At 62.6% G+C, this 16875-nt stretch carries 15 protein-coding genes and 1 tRNA gene; 9 read left to right on the top strand and 7 right to left on the bottom strand.

Translation table 11 applies throughout. The annotated features are described in order from the left end of the window. Positions 1 to 130 precede the first annotated feature (130 nt). From mksF to mksB, 3 genes are read right to left on the bottom strand one after another with little or no spacing between them, the layout of a single operon-like run. Entirely contained in the window at positions 131 to 2965 is a 2835-nt protein-coding gene (gene mksF, locus A0O30_RS03490) for an Mks condensin complex protein MksF (protein ID WP_105945586.1), read from the bottom strand. Then, positions 2962 to 3669: an Mks condensin complex protein MksE gene (gene mksE / locus A0O30_RS03495; RefSeq protein ID WP_105945587.1), complete on the bottom strand. Its 708-nt coding sequence runs from the start codon at positions 3667 to 3669 to the stop codon at positions 2962 to 2964. Before mksE ends, mksF begins: the two co-directional genes overlap by 4 nt. Then, positions 3659 to 4948 carry an Mks condensin complex protein MksB gene (gene mksB, locus A0O30_RS03500; protein ID WP_016713342.1) on the bottom strand — a complete coding sequence of 430 codons (1290 nt, stop codon included), beginning with the start codon at positions 4946 to 4948 and terminating at the stop codon, positions 3659 to 3661. Before mksB ends, mksE begins: the two co-directional genes overlap by 11 nt. A 396-nt stretch (positions 4949 to 5344) precedes the next feature. Between mksB and A0O30_RS03505 the strand changes: the two genes are divergently transcribed. Both A0O30_RS03505 and rimI read left to right on the top strand, forming a co-directional pair. After that, a complete protein-coding gene (locus A0O30_RS03505; protein WP_105945588.1) occupies positions 5345 to 6127 on the top strand; it encodes an energy transducer TonB in 783 nt (260 codons plus the stop codon). Next, positions 6124 to 6579: a ribosomal protein S18-alanine N-acetyltransferase gene (gene rimI / locus A0O30_RS03510; RefSeq protein WP_060500236.1), complete on the top strand. Its 456-nt coding sequence runs from the start codon at positions 6124 to 6126 to the stop codon at positions 6577 to 6579. Before A0O30_RS03505 ends, rimI begins: the two co-directional genes overlap by 4 nt. A 36-nt stretch (positions 6580 to 6615) precedes the next feature. On the opposite strand, the gene A0O30_RS03515 is transcribed toward rimI, so the two are convergent. Beyond that, entirely contained in the window at positions 6616 to 7305 is a 690-nt protein-coding gene (locus A0O30_RS03515; protein ID WP_105945589.1) for an NYN domain-containing protein, read from the bottom strand. A 272-nt stretch (positions 7306 to 7577) separates the two neighbouring features. On the opposite strand from A0O30_RS03515, the gene A0O30_RS03520 reads away from it, so the two are divergent. Further along, positions 7578 to 8162 (top strand): D-Ala-D-Ala carboxypeptidase family metallohydrolase, encoded by a 585-nt coding sequence (locus A0O30_RS03520; RefSeq protein ID WP_177410247.1) that lies wholly within the window; start codon positions 7578 to 7580, stop codon positions 8160 to 8162. Here A0O30_RS03520 and A0O30_RS03525 read toward each other — a convergent pair. Beyond that, the gene (locus A0O30_RS03525) at positions 8102 to 9019 is read right to left on the bottom strand and encodes a LysR substrate-binding domain-containing protein (RefSeq protein WP_105945590.1); all 918 of its coding nucleotides are present in this window, start codon (positions 9017 to 9019) and stop codon (positions 8102 to 8104) included. The two genes, A0O30_RS03520 and A0O30_RS03525, sit on opposite strands and share 61 nt — an antisense overlap. Before the next feature lie 156 nt (positions 9020 to 9175). On the opposite strand from A0O30_RS03525, the gene A0O30_RS03530 reads away from it, so the two are divergent. From A0O30_RS03530 to A0O30_RS03545, 4 genes are all read left to right on the top strand, one after another. Next, a complete protein-coding gene (locus A0O30_RS03530) occupies positions 9176 to 9790 on the top strand; it encodes a LysE family translocator (RefSeq protein WP_105945591.1) in 615 nt (204 codons plus the stop codon). Between the two features lie 67 nt (positions 9791 to 9857). Further along, positions 9858 to 10379 (top strand): sigma-70 family RNA polymerase sigma factor, encoded by a 522-nt coding sequence (locus A0O30_RS03535; RefSeq protein WP_105945592.1) that lies wholly within the window; start codon positions 9858 to 9860, stop codon positions 10377 to 10379. Then, entirely contained in the window at positions 10376 to 11326 is a 951-nt protein-coding gene (locus A0O30_RS03540) for a FecR domain-containing protein (protein WP_256589596.1), read from the top strand. Before A0O30_RS03535 ends, A0O30_RS03540 begins: the two co-directional genes overlap by 4 nt. Positions 11327 to 11403: 77 nt before the next feature. After that, positions 11404 to 13908, top strand: coding sequence for a TonB-dependent receptor (locus A0O30_RS03545; RefSeq protein WP_105945593.1), 2505 nt, complete (start codon positions 11404 to 11406; stop codon positions 13906 to 13908). A gap of 118 nt (positions 13909 to 14026) precedes the next feature. Here A0O30_RS03545 and A0O30_RS03550 read toward each other — a convergent pair. Then, positions 14027 to 14103, bottom strand: a tRNA-Met gene (locus tag A0O30_RS03550). A 95-nt stretch (positions 14104 to 14198) separates the two neighbouring features. Next, positions 14199 to 15122 (bottom strand): FecR domain-containing protein, encoded by a 924-nt coding sequence (locus tag A0O30_RS03555; protein WP_105945594.1) that lies wholly within the window; start codon positions 15120 to 15122, stop codon positions 14199 to 14201. Positions 15123 to 15313: 191 nt separating this feature from the next. Here A0O30_RS03555 and A0O30_RS03560 point away from each other — a divergent pair, with 191 nt between their 5' ends. Together A0O30_RS03560 and A0O30_RS27810 are read left to right on the top strand one after the other, a co-directional pair. Beyond that, a complete protein-coding gene (locus tag A0O30_RS03560) occupies positions 15314 to 16528 on the top strand; it encodes an MFS transporter (RefSeq protein ID WP_105945595.1) in 1215 nt (404 codons plus the stop codon). A gap of 199 nt (positions 16529 to 16727) precedes the next feature. Next, positions 16728 to 16865, top strand: a complete 138-nt coding sequence (locus A0O30_RS27810) for a hypothetical protein (protein WP_003247435.1) — start codon at positions 16728 to 16730, stop codon at positions 16863 to 16865. Positions 16866 to 16875 lie beyond the last annotated feature (10 nt).

Consider the following 16875-nt stretch of genomic DNA (forward strand, 5'->3'; position numbering starts at 1 on the left):
TAGATCCTGGGAGGCCTTTGGCCTCCATCGCGACACAAGGCCGCTCCCACAAAAGTCCTGCGTACGCCGATCAATGTGGGAGCGGCCTTGTGTCGCGAAAGGGCCGCAAAGCGGCCCCATCACACCGGTATCAGGCCAATTCCTCAGCCTGATGATCCTCACGCACAACCGCCTTCACCTCATCCAGCCGGCTGATGAACTTCCAGTCCGCCTCGTCGATGTAGATGCCATTCGGCCCGCTACCGCCTTCCAGGTCGATCGCCACACGCGCCGATACCTGAGGCTTCACACTCGCCAGGATCGGCACAAAGCCCAGCTGCAGGCTGGTTTCCAGCAGTGCTGCCTGGTTGCGTTCGTCGATGTCCGCCGCTTCGTCCAGGTAGTACGGCAGGCGAATGCGCCCGGCCAGGTCACGGTCCATCAGGTGCAGCAACAGGTACATGTTGGTCAGCGCCTTGATGGTCATGGTGGTGCCGTTGGACGCCGCGCCGTCAATGTCGGCGTGGATGATCGGCTGGCCGTTGACCTTGGTGATCTCGAACGCCAGCTCGAACAGGTCCTTCAGGCCCAGCTGGTTGTGGTTGGCTGCCACCAGCCGTGCCAGGTACTCCTTGGCTTCTTCGTTCTTGTTGTCCTGCTCGGCGCTTTGGGTCAGGTCGAACACCGACAGGGTTTCGCCTTCTTCGTACTGGCCGGCACTGTGGATGATCTGGTCGATGTGCTTGAGCGCTTCCTTGTTCGGCGCCAGCACCACGCGGAAGCTTTCCAGGTTGGACACCTGGCGCTTGTTGATCTCGCGGTTGAACAGGGCCAGTTGGTGCTCGAGGCTGTCGTAGTCGCTACGGATGTTGCGCAGGGTACGGGCAATGTCGGTGACTGCAGCGCGGCGTGCCTTGGCCAGGGTCAGGGCTTCGTCGGTGCGGTGCGCGTAGGCGTTCACCAGCAGTTGCAGGCGGCGTTCCATGTCGTCTTCGCTGTCGAACTTGGCCACGCCTTTCAGGCGCACCTGGGCGTACAGCGCTTCGATCTGGTTATCCACGCGCTGCAGGCCTTGCCAGCTGTCCTGGTAGTCATTGAGCAGCGGCAGCAGGTTGTCCATCGAGTCGTCGATGGCTTCCATGAACGGCGTGCCGTAGGGCAGGTCGGCCGGCAGCAGTTGACGACGGCGCAGGGCGTCTTCCAGGGTGCGTTGCTTGGACTCGAGGTCGCCGATCTGGCGGCCGACCAACTGCAGCTTGGCCGACAGCTGCTGGACGCGTTCGGTGAAGGCGTCGCTGGAACGCTTCAATTCGTCCTGGGCAGCTTCCAGCTGCGACAGTTGCTCCAGCTTCTCTGGCTCTTCGGCGCTGAGGGTTTCACTGCGGCGGAAGTCTTCCAGCGCCTTTTGCGCATCCAGCACTTCCTGGTACAGGGTTTCGGTTTGCGCCTTGGAGGCAGAGCGGTCGGCGGCTACGGCTTGCTGGGTCTTGAGCTGTTTCAGCTCTTTTTCCAGGCGCTCTTTCTGGTCGCGCAGGGCGGCACGGTCGGCCAGGGCCTGCAGTGCCGGCGGGTCGATGTTGGTCAGGTCGATGGCCAGGCCCGGGGCTTCGAAGCGCTCGCCCTTGAAGCCGTCGAGCACCGCTTCCAGCGATTTTACCCACAGGTCGCTGTCGTCCAGCTCGATGCCACGGTCGCCCAGCGGCAGGCTGAACAGCGCGCCGTTGAACAGGCGCATCAGGCGGTCGACGTCGGCTTGCGAGAACTCTTCGCGCAGGCGGGCGTAGCTGTTGTTGTCGGCGTGGTCGAGCTGCTGCTTGACCTGCTTCAGGCGTTTTTCCAGGTCGCGTACGCGCTCGTCGAGGTCTTCGGCGCTGAACTGCCGCGACTGGGCCAGGGCGCCGGCCAGTTCGTCGTGGGCGTCCTTGGCTGCCAGCAACTGCTGCTCCAGCACCTTGACGTCATCAACCAGGGCAAAGCGGTGCTTGAGCACCGACAGCTCGCCCAGCCAGCGCTGGATGCCGGTGATTTCACGCTCCAGGCGCATCAGCTCCTGGGTGCCGCCGCGCTGGTCGTTCTGCAGGCGGTCCTGCTCGCCACGGTAGTGCTCGGACTGGATGACCAGCTCTTCCTTGCGCGCCATGGCGTATTCCTGCCAGGTGCCCAGCAGGGTGTCGAGTACGGGCGAAATGCGGTGCAGTTTGCCGCGCAGGATGTCGCGCTGGGCCACACCTCCGGCCAAGGCCTCGACCAGCGGGCCGGCGGCGACCAGGGCGTTGTAGTCCTGCTCCATGCGGCGCACGTCGCGGAACGCTTCTTCGCACGCGGCGATGTAGTCGACGCTGCCCGAACGCAGGCTGTGCTCGAACGCGTCGAGGAACAGCTGCTTGAGCTTGGCGGCGGTGATTTCGCGCATGTGCAGCAGGTTGATGAACAGTGCGCGGAAGGTTTTCAGGCTTTGCTCGCTGGTGGAGCGCAGCGGGATCATGGTCAGGTCCAGCGGCACCGAGGTGTGGCCGCCAACCAGCAGGCGGCGCAGTTCGTCCGGCTTCAGCTCGTAAGCCTTGATGCCTAAGCGTTCAAGGTTGGTGAACAGCTCTTTCTGGCGCAGGCAGGTGTCGTTCTTCTGGTAGTGGGCCAGGTCCAGTTCGCCCTTGTAGGCAAAGAACTGGTGGCCGAAACCGCCACCTGGGCCGCGGCCGACCACGCCGATCACGTGCGGGCCGTGCGGCAGGCTCAGTTCGCAGAGAATGTACGAAGTGTCGCTGGCGAAGTAGAAGCGGCGCGACTGCTCAAGGCTGTACTTGCCGAAGCTCATGTCCGACATGCGCGCCAGGATCGGGAACTGCAGGGCGTTGATCGACGCCGATTTACCCAGGTTGTTGGCGCCGTACACCGACAGCGGGTGCTCCAGCGGGAACAGGCCAAGGCTGTAGCCGGCGGTGTTGAGCAATGCAAAGCGGCGGATGCCGTAGCGTTCCTGGCTCATGCGTCAATCTCCTGTTGCTCTTCGCGGATGGCCCGGGCCAGGGCTTCTTCTTCGCTTTCCTCGCCGTCGAACGGGCTGAGGTCCAGCGGGTCGTCGGTGCGGTTGAGTTCTTCGGGGCTTTCTTCCTCGACCAGTACCGGGGTGGGCAGCGGCAGGTCGCTGTGCAGGGTGGCGGCCAGGTCGCGGTCCTGCTGCACCGACAGGCACACATCGAGGAAGCGGTGCATCGGCGGCAAGAAGCGGTAGATGCCGCCTTCTTCGTGGGCGAAACCAAGCTGGGTCATGCGGCGCAGGATTTTTTCTTCCAGCTCGTCCACGGTCTGCACTTCGGCCTGCAGGAACAGGTCGCGGTACTTGTCCAGCAGCGAGGGCAGCTCGTCACGGCCAATACTGCCGCCATCGAGCACGGCCATCGGGTCGCGGCCCTGGTCGGCCAGATGCTCGACCAGAATGAAGGTGAACAGCGACAGGCGCTGCGCGGTCTTGTTCACCTGTGCGGCGGTCATGTCCGGCACGAAGTAGTAGAAACCACGGGTATCGCACACCAGCTCGAAGCCCAGGGCCTTGAACAGGGTGCGGTACTGGTCCTGGAAGTTCGACAGCTGGGCGTACAGCTCCGGGTCGCGGCGGCTGACGTGGAAGCCTTTGAACAGCTCGCGGAAGATCGGTGCGAGCTGGGACAGTTCGGAAAGATCAAGATGCATGGGCTGGGCTCGCGTTGGGTTCGGTAGGCGCGCTGGTGGCGTCTTCGCGGCTGGAGGTCAGGGCGAACGAGCGCAGGCTGACCAAGTGTTCCTGGGTGGTGTATTCGCGGCGGTCGAGGCGTTCGCGCTTGAAGCGCTTTTCCCGCGACAGGCGCGAGAACCAGTACAGCAGCTCGTCGGTGGCGCCTTCGGGTTCCTGCTCCAGCAGCCAGACCATCAGGTCGGGCAGCGGCAGGGCCTGTTCGCAGCGTTCGGCCATCTCTTTGACCGTGCGCGGTGCACGGGGCAGGGCACCGGACTGGGTCTTGTGGGCCTTGGGGAAGCGCGCCGGCTTGGGCTCGAAGCGGGCCAGGGCATACACATAGGCCTCGACCTGGCTCGCGCTGCCCAGGAAGGTGCTTTGCGGGCGGGTGAACATCGGCATGGCCGCTTGCGGCACGGCATCGATGCCCTTGCGCCGGATCACCGACAGGGCCAGCGCAGCGCCACGGGTTACGGCGTTGTGCCGGCGGGCTTCTTCACGCAGCGGCAGCAGCAGTTCGCGGGCGTGGCGCAGGGTGAGCTGGGCGCTGGTCTGCATTTCCAGGATGCGCGCGTGGGTACGCAGCAGCATGTCGTCGTCGACCAGGTGGCCCAGGCGGGCTTGCTCACCCAACAGTTTCAGCAGCACGGTCTCGACCTTGCGCACGCCTTGTTCGAAGGCGCCGTCGGCGTTCACGAGCTGGATCATCGGTTCGACGTATTCGTCCCAGGTGGCCAGTACTTCGGCATAACGCTGGCGCAGCGGGATCTGGCGGTTGCTGGTCTTGGCCCGTTCGGCCACGGCCACCAGCGCCTGCTCGTCGTTATCGAGCTTTTTAAGCACATCGCGCACACGCATGTCGAGCAGGCGCAGCTGGCGCGCCAGGTCGTCGCTGTCGCGGTTGTCGAAGGCGTCCTGGATGTGGCCGGCCAGGCGTTCCAGGTGGCGCAGGTAGGCTTCGATCTCCAGGCACAGGCCCAGCCGGTGTTCGCGGCGCAGGTAGGCGAGGAAGTCATGGATCTGCGCGTTGAGCTCGAAACGGTTCGGGCTTTTGGCCACCGGGACCAGGATATCCAGGCGGATCCATACGTCGAGCAGCTGGGTGATGTCCTGCGGGGTGCTCTCGACCTGCTGGCGGGCCACATGCTGGCGCAGCTCGACCAGGCTCAGGGTGCCCTGGTCGAAACGCTCGCACAGCGGCTCGATCAGGGCCCAGTGTTCGGCTAGGGCGCGCAGGACGCGCTTGGGTTCGATCATTGGCTTCGACTCGTTGCCAAGAAAAAGGGGGCGATTGTACTGCATCCGGGGGGGAGGTTTTTACCCCTTGGTCTGTAATGAGAGATGTTTGGCTTGAGGTTTGTACTGGATGTGAGACCGAGCGCCGCCCGCGCGGCGCATCGCGGATAAATCCGCTCCTACATTTGTTGCAACGTGCCGAACCTGTTACGCCATGGTTGCCTGCCTTGGTGCATGTCTTGAGTCTTGCAAACCGCTGACAACCATGGCCTGTCAGGCATGGCCACGTTGCAACAAATGTAGGAGCGGATTTATCCGCGATGCGCCGCGCGGGCGGCGCTCGGTCGGACAGACCCTGCAAAAACCGAGGCGTACACGCTAGAATGTGCGACGTTTCAAACCCCGGACCCCCGAGCCTTGCTGACCGAACCCCGCCGCCGCGCCTACCTTTCCGCCATGCAAGTGGTGCATTGGCTGCCGCGCGCCGAACTGCCGTTCGCCGCACCGTCGCGCCCTGAGCTGCTGTTGCCACAGGCGCCGGTAGAGGCAGCCGATTTCGAGATTCGGCCAACCGCGCCGGCGGCCAGCGAGGCCGCGCCCCAGGCGCGCTCGGGCGAGCGCCCGAAAATCGAGATTCCGCGTCCTGGCAGCACGCCCAAGGTCGCTGCCAAGCCTGCCGAAGTCGAGGTAGTTGCGCCCACGCCGCGCCCGGCCCCGGTACCTCCACCGCGTTTCGCGCTGCAACTGCTGCGCGCCGGCAGTTGCCTGCTGCTGGTCGAACTGGCCACCGGCCAGCCGTTCCAGAGCCGCGACCCGTCCTACCTGCTGCTCAAGGACATGCTGCGCGCCGCCGGCCTGCCTGACGCCCCGCAGATCATCGGCGAACCGGTGCGTTGGCCGTTGCTGGTGCGAGGCAACATGGACCAGGGGCCGGAAGCTGCGCGCGATTTTGTCCGGGGCTTTGTTCAGGCGCGCCTCGAAGATGCCCCGAGCACCTGCCTGTGGCTGATCGGCCTGCCGGCGCTGCGCTTTGCCGCCAATGCCGACGCCGACGCCTATTACCAAGCCCTGACGCTCGACGGCCTGGGCGATGCCTGGGCACTGCCGGGCCTTGAACTGTTGATGGACGAGCCGCAGCGCAAGGCGGACGTCTGGAAAGCCATGCGCCAGCTGATGGCGCGCTGGAAGAGCGTTGAATGAGTGAATCGATCAGTTTCCGCCCGATGACCGAGGCGGATCTGGATGCCGTACTTAAGATCGAATATGCCGCGTTCAGTCATCCCTGGACCCGCGGGATTTTTCTGGATGCGCTCAAATCGTACGAAATCTGGCTGATGTTCGACGGCCAGCAGCAGGTAGGCCATGGCGTGATCAACGTGATCATCGACGAGGCGCACCTGCTCAACATCACTGTCAAACCTGAAAACCAGGGCCGTGGCCTGGGCCTGCGCCTGCTGGAGCACCTGATGGCCCGGGCCTACCAGCTCAATGGTCGCGAGTGCTTCCTGGAGGTGCGTGCCAGCAACCAGTCGGCCTATCGTTTGTATGAGCGCTACGGCTTCAACGAAATCGGCCGCCGCCGCGACTATTATCCGGTTGCCGGGGGGCGCGAAGACGCGCTGGTGATGGCGTGCACCCTGCTTGAGGACTGACCTTGCAGGTGAGGAGTAATAGGGTGGCTTTCGCGGTCACCAGTACAGTGGCTTGCATGCCGGTCTCTTCTGAGTGGGCACCCGGTCGGGAAACTGATTGGAAGCAAGCTCGTCCTCGGTTACTACTCGGCGCATCCAGTGGGAGTTGTTTTGCAGCGACCCCGGCAGCGTCCGCTTCATGCCCTCGCGATGCGGCAAGATCACACCCAGTCGCAGGTCCGAGAAATCTTCCTTGATAGCTTTCAGGGCGGGTGTCAGGTCGGTATCGGCAGAAACCAGAACCAGTTGCTGGATTCGCTCACCCGTGGGAAGCCCAGCTTGTCGGGCTGCGAGCCGATACATGCTGATGGCGATGTGAACATCCGTCTCCTTTTCTTCCAGTTTCCAGATGGCTACCTGGTCGAGCCTGGAGGGTGGCGTGTCTTTGCTCACGAAGCGAGGTGCGTTGCGTGGCTCAAGTTGATGTCTTCCGTAATGCACGGTTACACCTTGCGCAATCAAGGCCCGAAGGTAGGTGTCCTGAGCCTCTTTGGAAAGGTTTCCGCGGCTGGCAAGCGACGGTTTCACACCCGAGGTGAAAAAGCTGATGGCGCTCAGTTCGCTTTCGGGTTGTTCGATGCGAATGATGTGCTTCAGTAAGGCAGGTAGATCCAACCACTTGTATTTAGTGCCTGCCACCAGGCCATAGAACACGTTGTAGCCGTCTACAAAGCAGGCAGTACGCAAGGGTATCTTTCCTTGAAAACGAAAAAACCGGCACTAGGCCGGTTTTTTCACCCCAACAGCCGACGAATCAAATCATCGCGTACGAGGCTGAGTAGTGAGTGGGATTATGCCACCGTGGCTGAGTGAGTCAACGAGTAGCAGGGGCCGGCGAACAGTTGCAGGGCAATGATGGCTGACAATGGGCGATCGATACCGAGGAATAGTATTTCCTGGCGTTGCGCGTGAAATAACGCGAAATATTCGAGTCGATCACGTTGGAAAGGAGAGCCGATATGAACGGTACCAAGAGGGGATTGCTGACACTATGTTTGGCATTGGGCGGCGTGTCCCACGCCGACGAACGCGACCTGTGGATGTTCGCCCAATGGGCTGGCGACCATCAAACCCGGCCTTTTCGTGAAATGCTGGTGGATGCCCGTCTTTATGGCGTAGTACCTATCCACCAGTTGCTGCGCTCGGCCTCGGACTGGAAGCTGTGCCAGGCGTCTCCCTTTGCCGTGCCGCCTGCCAGCAACTGGTCGGCTGTACGTTCGACCCTCTCGCTGATCAAGACGCTTGATGATCAAGGCATCCTGCGCCAGTTCGAAGTGGTCTCCGCCTACCGTAACCCACGCCTGAATACCTGCGCGGGCGGTGCTGCCAACAGTGCCCATACCCGTGCCTTCGCCGTTGATATCCTGTTGCCGGCCTGGGCCGATCCCAACCCGCTGTGCCGCTTCTGGCAGCAGTATGGCCAGGCCTGGAACATGGGCCTGGGGCGCTACCCGTCCGGGCGTATCCATGTGGACACCGCCGGCTATCGCACCTGGGGCGGCGATGGCAGCGCTGGCTCGTCGTTCTGCATCAAGCCCAAGTGAGCCAGGCAGCGCTGGCATTCGCTGGTGACCCATTCGGCAAAACGCTGGCGCTTGCCGCCGTCTTCGACCGGTTGTGGGCTGAGCAGGTAGTAGGCCGAACCATCGCGGACAAAACCAAAGGGCGCCTGCAACTGCCCGCTGTCGAGTTCGTCGCGCACCATCAGGGCTGAGGCCATGGCCACGCCCAAGCCGGCGCTGGCGGCCTGGATCGACAGGTAGAAGTGCTCGTAGTCGCTGCGTTCGTTATGCCGCGCCTGCTGGCCGCTAAGGCGTAACCAGGTGGGCCAGGCGCCGGGGCGGGTGGTGCTGTGCAGCAGGCGCTGGCCGTTCAGCTGGTTGGGGGCAGTGGGGTGACACACCGGGCCGATCCATTCGTCGCAGATTTTCTGGTTGTACAACTGGTTATCCCAGTGAAAGTCGTCGCGGCGGATTGCCAGGTCGACACCGCTACGGGCGAAGTCCAGCGGCCCGCCTGCGGCTACCAGGTGCAACTGCAGGTCGGGGTGGTCGGCATGGAAGCGCGGCAGGCGCGGGATCAGCCAGCGCATGGCGATGGTCGGCTCGCAGGACAGCACCAGCACATTGTCGCGGGCCTGTTGCTGCAAGCGCTGCACGGCACCTTCGAGCTGTTCGAAGATCGCCTGGGTAGTGCCTTGCAGGGCGCGGCCGGCTGGGGTGAGGAAAATGGCCCGGTTACGGCGTTCGAACAGGTCCACGCCGAGGTGTTCTTCAAGCAGGCGTACCTGGCGGCTGACGGCGCCGTGGGTGACGTGCAGGTGCTCGGCGGCGCGCACGAAGCTTTCGGTCCGGGCGGCGATGTCGAAGTAGCGGAAGGCGTTGAGTGGCGGCAGTTTCATGGTTTTATGTTTTTAGGCCCGGCCTCTTCTTGGGCACTACACCTCTGTGAAAAAAACTATCAGATTTCCCTTACTATAAATCGATTTTTCCTGGCTATTAAGCGCTCGATAATTGCGCGGTCTGTGCATTTCCATCGCCTATCGAGAGCCACCCGCATGACCGAACTCATCGCCGTCGCCCTGTTTACCTTGCTCGCCGTCATCAGCCCTGGCGCCGATTTCGCCATGGTCACCCGCAGCAGTTATGCACAGGGCCGAAGGGCCGGGCTGGCCGCTGCCGTGGGCATTGCGCTGGGCGTGCAGGTGCACGTGCTGTACACGGTGTTGGGCATTGCAGTGCTCATCAGCCAGAGCCCGGCTTTGTTCTTCACCATGAAAGTGCTGGGTGCGGGCTACCTGATCTATCTGGGCTACCAGTCATTGACCAATACCCGGCGCATCAGCCTGGATGGTTTAGGGCAAACCGCTGGTGGCGTATTGCAAGCCCTGCGAACGGGCTTTCTGACCAATGCCCTCAACCCCAAGACCATGTTGTTTGTCATCAGTGCGTTCACTCAGGTAGTCCAGCCCGGTAGCCCATTGGTGCTGGACTTCGCCTACGGGGCGTTCATGTCCTTTGCCCACTGGCTGTGGTTCAGCCTGGTGGCGGTGTTCTTCTCCAGCACGGCATTGCGCAAGGCGATGATCGAGCGGCAAGTGCTGGTGGACCGAGTGATCGGGCTGGCGTTGATCGGGCTTGGTTTGGCAGTGGCGGTGACGGGTATACGTTGAGGCGGCGATTGCAAGTTGGGGTGACGGCCACTTAGAATAGAATCATTCCCATTTGCGAAGCTTCGCGATGAAATCAACCCCTCCCGCCGCCGTAGACACCCTGGATGCCTTGTACAAGGGCTATCACGGCTGGTTGCTGGTGTGGTTGCGCCAGCGCCTGAACTGCCCGCAGCATGCCGCAGACATGGCCCAGGACACGTTCGTTCGTTTGCTCAGTGCTGGCAGCTACGTCGCCCCACGCGAGCCTCGGGCCTTGCTGGCGACGGTGGCGCGGCGCCTGCTGATCGACCGTGGACGTCGGCACAAGCTGGAGCAAGCCTATCGCGAAGCGTTGGCGCTGCATGTGGAACAGATGGAACAAGCGCCATCTCCCGAGCAGATTCACACGGCAATACAAGCTCTGGAGCAGATCGACCGTGCCCTGTCGCGCATGCAGCCGCGGGTACGCCAGGCGTTTGTGCTGCGCCATCTCGAAGGCCTGAGCCACAGCGAAATCGCCGAGCATTTGCAGGTGTCCACCAAGAGTGTGCAAGGCTACCTGGTGCAAGCGCTGCTGGCCTGTCACGCCGCCGCAGAGGCCTGCCTGTGAGCCCGGAAGTTCTTCATGAGGCCGCCGAGTGGTTCGTGCGCCTGGACGACCAGCCCAGTGGTCGCGACCGTGAGGCGTTTCGTGCCTGGCTGGAGCAGGACAGCGAGCACCTCGAAGCCTTCCAGCGTATGCAGGAAACCTTGGCCCCCTTGCAGGTGCTCAAGCATGCGCCAGCCCGCAGTGCGCTGCGGGCGTTCAAGCAGCAGCGGCGTTCGGCCAACGCCATGAAGGCGCTCGCGCTGGCTGTGGTGCTGGCCTTGCCGTTGGTGCTGTTCGTGCAGCAGGGGCCGGCCTACCTGCTGGCCGATATTCGCACCGGCAGCGGTGAATGGGCCACGCGGCAGTTGCCTGATGGCAGCCTGCTTCGGCTGGATGGTGGATCTGCCGTCGACCTGGACTTCGATGACCGGACGCGGACGGTTCGCCTGCTACGTGGGGAAATCCTGGTGGATGTGGCCAAGGACGCCGGGCGTCCGTTCAGGGTGGTCACCGAACATGGCAGTGTGCGGGCGTTGGGCACGCGTTTTGTCGTGGAGCAGTTGGCCGAAGGCTCACGCCTGGCAATGATCGAATCCACTACCGAAGTCGACAGCCATGGCCAGCGCCGGGTGGTATCGGCAGGCCAGGAACTGCATTTCGATGCGACGGGGCCAGGTGAGGTACAGCCTGTCGACGGCAGGGGCGTGGAGCAGGCCTGGGCCCGGCACCAGCTGGTGGTACGCGAGCGGCCGCTGGTCGAGGTGCTCGAACAGCTGAGCCGTAACCATTCGGGCTACCTGCTGTTCGACCGCAAGGCCCTGGCGAACATTCGCGTGACTGCTGTCTTGCCGGCCGACGACAGTGAGCGGGCATTGCGCCTGTTGGCACGTAGTCTGCCGCTGGGCATCGATCACTACACGCCCTGGATCACGCGGGTGCGCTACCTGCCTGAATCCGAGCTCAGATAAAAAACATTCCTGTCTGCTTCCAGTTCTCGATTTCCGTGCGTCCTTGTCGTAAGCCAACATAACGGAGTATCGGGAACATGCTTTCGAACTTGCGCGCGCGCATCCCTTTCACGCCTCGCAATGCGCTGGCCCTGGGGCTTCACCTGGGGCTGGGCAGCCTGCCGCTGCTGGCGCCTGTGGCCGCAGCCCAGCAGCAGGTGCAGCGCTATGACATCCCGGCAGGGCAGTTGGGGGATGTGCTCAGCAGCTTCGCTCGCCAGGCCGGCGTGGCCATTTCGTTCGACGCCAGCCAGGTGGCAGGGCGGCGTAGCATCGGTTTGCAGGGCAGTTACGGCGTAAATGAAGGGTTTGCCGTGCTGCTGGGCGGGCAGGGGCTGCAGGCGCAAGGGAGTGCCGATGGCTTCGTGCTGGTCAGCGTGCCGGGCAATGACGGGGCGCTGGAGTTGGGCGCCACCACCATCAATAGTCAGTTGCTGGGTAGCACCACCGAGGGCACGGGTTCGTACACCACGGGTATCACGAACGCCGCCACCAGGCTCAACCTCAGCCTGCGCGAGACGCCGCAGTCGGTCAGCGTGATGACCCGCCAGCGGATGGAAGACCAGAACCTGCGCAGCATCGGGCAAGTGCTTGAGCAAACGCCAGGGGTCAACGTGCAGAGCCCTGGCAGTGACCGCCTGTATGTGTTCTCTCGTGGATTGGCGATCGACAGCTACCAATATGACGGCATGCCCACCACCACGTTCGCCTTCAGCCAGGCGCTGCCCCAGGCGCTGTCGGACATGGCCATCTACGACCGGGTCGAAGTGGTGCGGGGCGCCACCGGGTTGTTGACCGGGGCGGGCGACCCGTCCGGCACGGTAAACCTGGTGCGCAAGAAGCCAACGGACCACTTCAAGGGCTACATCAGTGGCGGGCTTGGTTCCTGGGACCTGTACCGCACCGAAGTGGATGTGTCCGGCCCGCTGACCGACAACGGCGCGGTGCGCGGCCGTGCCGTGGCGGCGTACCAGCAGGCCAACAGCTTCACCGACCACCTGCAGCAGCAGAAGACCATCGTGTATGGCGTCAGCGAGATGGACCTGACGCCGAATACCCTGTTCACCCTGGGCGTGGAGTACCTGGACAGCGACCCGCGTGGCTTCTCCACCACCGGCTTGCCGGTAGTGGCCACCGACGGTTCGGGGCGTGGCTTCCAGTACCGCATGCCACGCTCATACAACGGTGCCAGCCGCGATAGCAGCAACCATCAGGAGTCGGTCAACACCTTCACCTCGCTTGAGCAGCGTTTGGGCGAGGGCTGGTCGCTCAAGCTCGCCGCCAACTATCTGTACGGCACCCGCGATTACGACTCGGTCATCGTCGGCACCACCACGGGCGTGGTCAACCCGACCACCGGCGACGGTTTGCGTTACACCGCCACCAAGGGTGACAACACGCAGAAGCAACGCGGTATCGATGTGATGCTCAGTGGCCCGTTCCAGTTGCTGGGGCGTGAACACGAGCTGGTGATGGGCTTCAATTACCAAAGCTATGAGAACCGCCGCAACGGCTTTGGCAACCTGCTGGCGAACGGCAGCAGTAACAATGGCGTCAGCGGTGTGCCGGTGAACATCTGGACCTGGGACAACCAAGGCCCGACACCGTCCTACAACTTCAACCGTGAAGACGATGATATCGACCAGCGCCAAACCGGGGCCTATCTGGCGACGCGCCTGAAACCGACGGATGATCTGTCGGTGATCCTGGGTGCGCGGGTCAGCAATTACCAGTACGACGCCCTGTTCCATTACCACGTTGCCAGCCTGCAGCCCTACGACACCGATGATTCGGTCAAGGCCACGGGGGAGGTGACGCCCTATGCAGGCGTGGTTTACGACCTGAACGATGTGCACTCGGTCTACGCCAGCTACACCAGCATCTTCAAGCCGCAGCCCTACCGTAACCAGGCAGGAAAGCTGCTGGAGCCGCGTGAAGGGGACAACTACGAACTTGGCCTGAAGAGCGAGTATTTCGGTGGCCGCCTGAACACCGCTTTTGCGCTGTATGAAGTCAAGCTGGACAACGATGCCGTGGCCGACGGGACCGTGGCCGGCAGTGATGGCCTGATCACCGCGTATCGCGCAGAAAAGACCACCACCCGCGGTATCGACATGGAGGTAAGCGGGGAGCTGGCGCCGGGCTGGAACCTGGCAGCCAGCTATACCCATTCCAGGGTGAAGGACAATGACGGCGAGCGGGTCAAGACCACCATCCCGATGGACATGTTCAAGCTGTGGAGCACTTACCAGCTGTCTGGTGAACTGGAGCGTCTGACCGTTGGTGGTGGTGTGAACTGGCAGAGCGGCATGCACTTTACCGCCACGCCTTGGCAGGTCGGTAACCCGGTGAAGATCAAGCAGGGAGACTATGCCACCGTTGGCCTGATGGCTCGCTATCAACTCACGCCGCAGTGGTCGGCGACCGCGACCGTGAACAACCTGTTCGATAAGAAGTACTTCAGCTCGTTCGATGACAACTTCAACAGTGCATCGTACGGTGAACCGCGCAACTTCATGCTGAGTTCGAAGTGGGAGTTCTGACGCGCTAACAGGCCATGCAGCCCCTGCGGTGGGGGCTGCATATTGCCAGGAGAACGGGTGAATCTTTTTCGCGGGCAAAGAAAAAGGGCTTACCTTGCGGTAAGCCCTTCGTCTTGTTTGGTGGCTACACAGGGACTTGAACCCCGGACCCCAGCATTATGAATGCTATGCTCTAACCAACTGAGCTATGTAGCCGATGGCGCGCATTATTCTCTTGAACGGCCCCCCTGTCAACACTCATTTCAAAAAAAATTTGCACGCTTTCAAAAACTTAGCGGCCGGGCGCGGTTTCAGCGCACCACAAGCCAGTGCCCGAGCACGCCCTGAAGCTGCAGATGCTGGGCCGCAGCCAGGGATTGCAGGCTTTCCTGTGGCTGGTCGAGGTTGAAATCACCGCTTACGCGCCGATGGGCCATTTGTTCATCCATCATCCACAGGCGTTGCCCCTGGTACCCGGCAAGGCGCTCCAGCACCTGCCCCAAAGGCATGTCGGTGGCTTTCAGGCGGCCGTTGCGCCAGCTGTCGGCGGTTTTCAGGTCGGCTTTCTGCACCGGGTCGATACGCATGTCATCAAAGGTAACCCGCTCACCCGCCGAGACCATGCGTTGATCCCCCCCTTGGGTGACCATGGCCTTGCCACTGATTACCACGAGTTCATCATGATCTGCATGGCGGGCGACCTGCAGGCGAGTGCCGAACACCTGGATGCGTGCGCTGCCCACTTCCACTTCCATCGCCCGTCCATCGAGCACAACCTCCAGGTACACCTGGCCCTGCACCAGGTGCAGTTGACGCGTACGGCCGCGCAGGTCGACGTTCATGGCGCTGGCGCTGTCCATGTTAAGCGTGGTGCCATCTGCCAGGCGCGTGCTGCGGCGTTCGCCCACGTCGGTGTGCAACTCGCTGGCCAGGCGCTGCATCAGCGGCCAGTAGAGGTAAGCTGCGGCGCTTAATACAAGCAGGAACACAAGTGCCAGCCATTTGCCCAGGTGGCTGCGGCGCACAGTGACCTGCCGTGGGCGGGGGCGGGCGGGTGGTGGCTGCAACTGCTGCCAGAACGTTTCCAGCTCGGCATAGGCGCGAGCGTTATCGGGGGCCTGGCACCAGGCCGCAAATGCCTGGCGCTGGGCTTCGTCACAGCCGGGTTGGCGCAATAGCGAAAACCACTCCAGCGCTTCCTGCTGTGGGTCGGGCTGCAGTTGCATGGCGGGCATCGGGCTCATGGGTAGGTCTGCTCACGATAGGGGCCGTTTCGCCCAACGATGACAGGGGTATGGGTCAAGGATGCTAATTATATTGAGAACCATTTTCAAGTACGTCGCGACGGAGGGATAAAAAAGGTAGCTATGTATCTATTTGTTTCCTGATAATCGGATCCCAAACCTGAGGACGGAGATTTAGGCAAATGGCCATCAGTAGTGCCTCCACCGCGTCCACCAACGCAACGGCAAACCAAGCCACGCCGCTGGTGATGCGCATCATTGGTTTCTGCGCCCTGGCGCACCTGATCAACGACCTGATCCAGTCGGTGCTGCCGGCGATCTACCCGATGCTCAAGGCCAACTACGACCTGAGCTTTGCCCAGATCGGCCTGATCACGCTGACGTTCCAGATCACCGCTTCGTTGCTGCAACCCTGGGTCGGCTTTTTCACCGACCGCCGGCCGACACCGAACCTGTTGCCGATGGGCACCTTGTGCACGCTGGTGGGCATCGTGATGCTTGCTTTTGTGGGCAGCTTCCCGATGATCTTGCTGGCCTCGGCGCTGGTCGGTATCGGCTCATCGACGTTCCACCCGGAAACCTCGCGTATTGCACGCTTGGCCTCTGGCGGGCGCTTCGGCCTGGCCCAATCGACCTTCCAGGTGGGCGGCAACACCGGTTCGGCCCTGGGCCCGCTGCTGGCGGCGGCCATCGTCATTCCATTCGGCCAGACCCACGTCGCCTGGTTCGGCCTGGCCGCGCTGTTCTTCTTTGGCGTCACCTTGATGCTGCGTGGCTGGTACAAGGAGCACCTCAACCAGGCCAAGGCGCGCAAGGCGGTGCAGGCCACCCACGGCATCTCGCGCAACCGGGTGATCGCAGCGCTGATCGTGCTGGGCTTGCTGGTGTTCTCCAAGTACTTCTACATGGCCAGCTTCACCAGCTACTTCACCTTCTACCTGATCGAGAAGTTCGATGTGTCGGTGGCCAGCTCGCAGCTGCACCTGTTCCTGTTCCTCGGCGCGGTGGCGGCCGGCACGTTCTTTGGCGGGCCGATCGGTGACCGCATCGGGCGCAAGGCGGTGATCTGGTTCTCGATTCTGGGTGTGACGCCGTTCACCTTGGCACTGCCGTATGCCGACCTGTTCTGGACCACGGTGTTGAGCGTGGTGATCGGCTTTATCCTGGCGTCGGCGTTTTCCGCGATTGTGGTCTATGCGCAGGAGCTGGTACCGGGCAGCGTGGGCATGATCGCCGGTATCTTCTTCGGGCTGATGTTCGGCTTTGGCGGCATTGGTGCGGCGCTGCTAGGTTATGTGGCGGACCTGCGCGGTATCGAATATGTGTACGGGGTGTGCTCGTTCCTGCCGCTGTTCGGGTTGTTGGCGGTGTTCTTGCCGAGTACCGGTAAGCGCTAACATTGCCGGGGCTGCTTTGCAGCCCATCGCCGGCAAGCCAGCTCCCACCCCGGCTGCACAGACCTTGAGCCATGTGCAAAACCTGTGGGAGCTGGCTTGCCGGCGATGGGGCGCGCAGCGGCCCTGACGATTGACGACCTGACACCCTTGGCCTAGAGTGCCGCCTCTTTTTCCAACCACCTGCGTAGTAGTCAAAGCAATGCGCCGTACCCAGTCCCTGCCACACGCCCGTCAGCCTGCCTTCCAGGCCTTGCGTCGTGCGTGGCCGAGCGACACGGTGCTCAAGCGCCGCCGCAGCGTGCTGTTTGCCTTCACCTTCTCGCCACACCTCGCCTGAACTGATCTGC

Source organism: Pseudomonas sp. LLC-1 (assembly GCF_002992185.1).
Lineage (GTDB): Bacteria > Pseudomonadota > Gammaproteobacteria > Pseudomonadales > Pseudomonadaceae > Aquipseudomonas > Aquipseudomonas monteilii.

What these genes read in the sequence shown, in the direction of transcription:
- mksF (WP_105945586.1), bottom strand. Translation starts at nt 2,965, where the DNA reads ATGAGCCAGGAACGCTACGGCATCCGCCGCTTTGCATTGCTCAACACC.
- mksB (WP_016713342.1), bottom strand. Translation starts at nt 4,948, where the DNA reads ATGATCGAACCCAAGCGCGTCCTGCGCGCCCTAGCCGAACACTGGGCC.
- rimI (WP_060500236.1), top strand. Translation starts at nt 6,124, where the DNA reads ATGAGTGAATCGATCAGTTTCCGCCCGATGACCGAGGCGGATCTGGAT.
- A0O30_RS03545 (WP_105945593.1), top strand. Translation starts at nt 11,404, where the DNA reads ATGCTTTCGAACTTGCGCGCGCGCATCCCTTTCACGCCTCGCAATGCG.
- A0O30_RS03520 (WP_177410247.1), top strand. Translation starts at nt 7,578, where the DNA reads ATGAACGGTACCAAGAGGGGATTGCTGACACTATGTTTGGCATTGGGC.
- A0O30_RS03560 (WP_105945595.1), top strand. Translation starts at nt 15,314, where the DNA reads ATGGCCATCAGTAGTGCCTCCACCGCGTCCACCAACGCAACGGCAAAC.
- A0O30_RS03555 (WP_105945594.1), bottom strand. Translation starts at nt 15,122, where the DNA reads ATGCCCGCCATGCAACTGCAGCCCGACCCACAGCAGGAAGCGCTGGAG.
- A0O30_RS03530 (WP_105945591.1), top strand. Translation starts at nt 9,176, where the DNA reads ATGACCGAACTCATCGCCGTCGCCCTGTTTACCTTGCTCGCCGTCATC.
- A0O30_RS27810 (WP_003247435.1), top strand. Translation starts at nt 16,728, where the DNA reads ATGCGCCGTACCCAGTCCCTGCCACACGCCCGTCAGCCTGCCTTCCAG.
- mksE (WP_105945587.1), bottom strand. Translation starts at nt 3,669, where the DNA reads ATGCATCTTGATCTTTCCGAACTGTCCCAGCTCGCACCGATCTTCCGC.
- A0O30_RS03525 (WP_105945590.1), bottom strand. Translation starts at nt 9,019, where the DNA reads ATGAAACTGCCGCCACTCAACGCCTTCCGCTACTTCGACATCGCCGCC.
- A0O30_RS03535 (WP_105945592.1), top strand. Translation starts at nt 9,858, where the DNA reads ATGAAATCAACCCCTCCCGCCGCCGTAGACACCCTGGATGCCTTGTAC.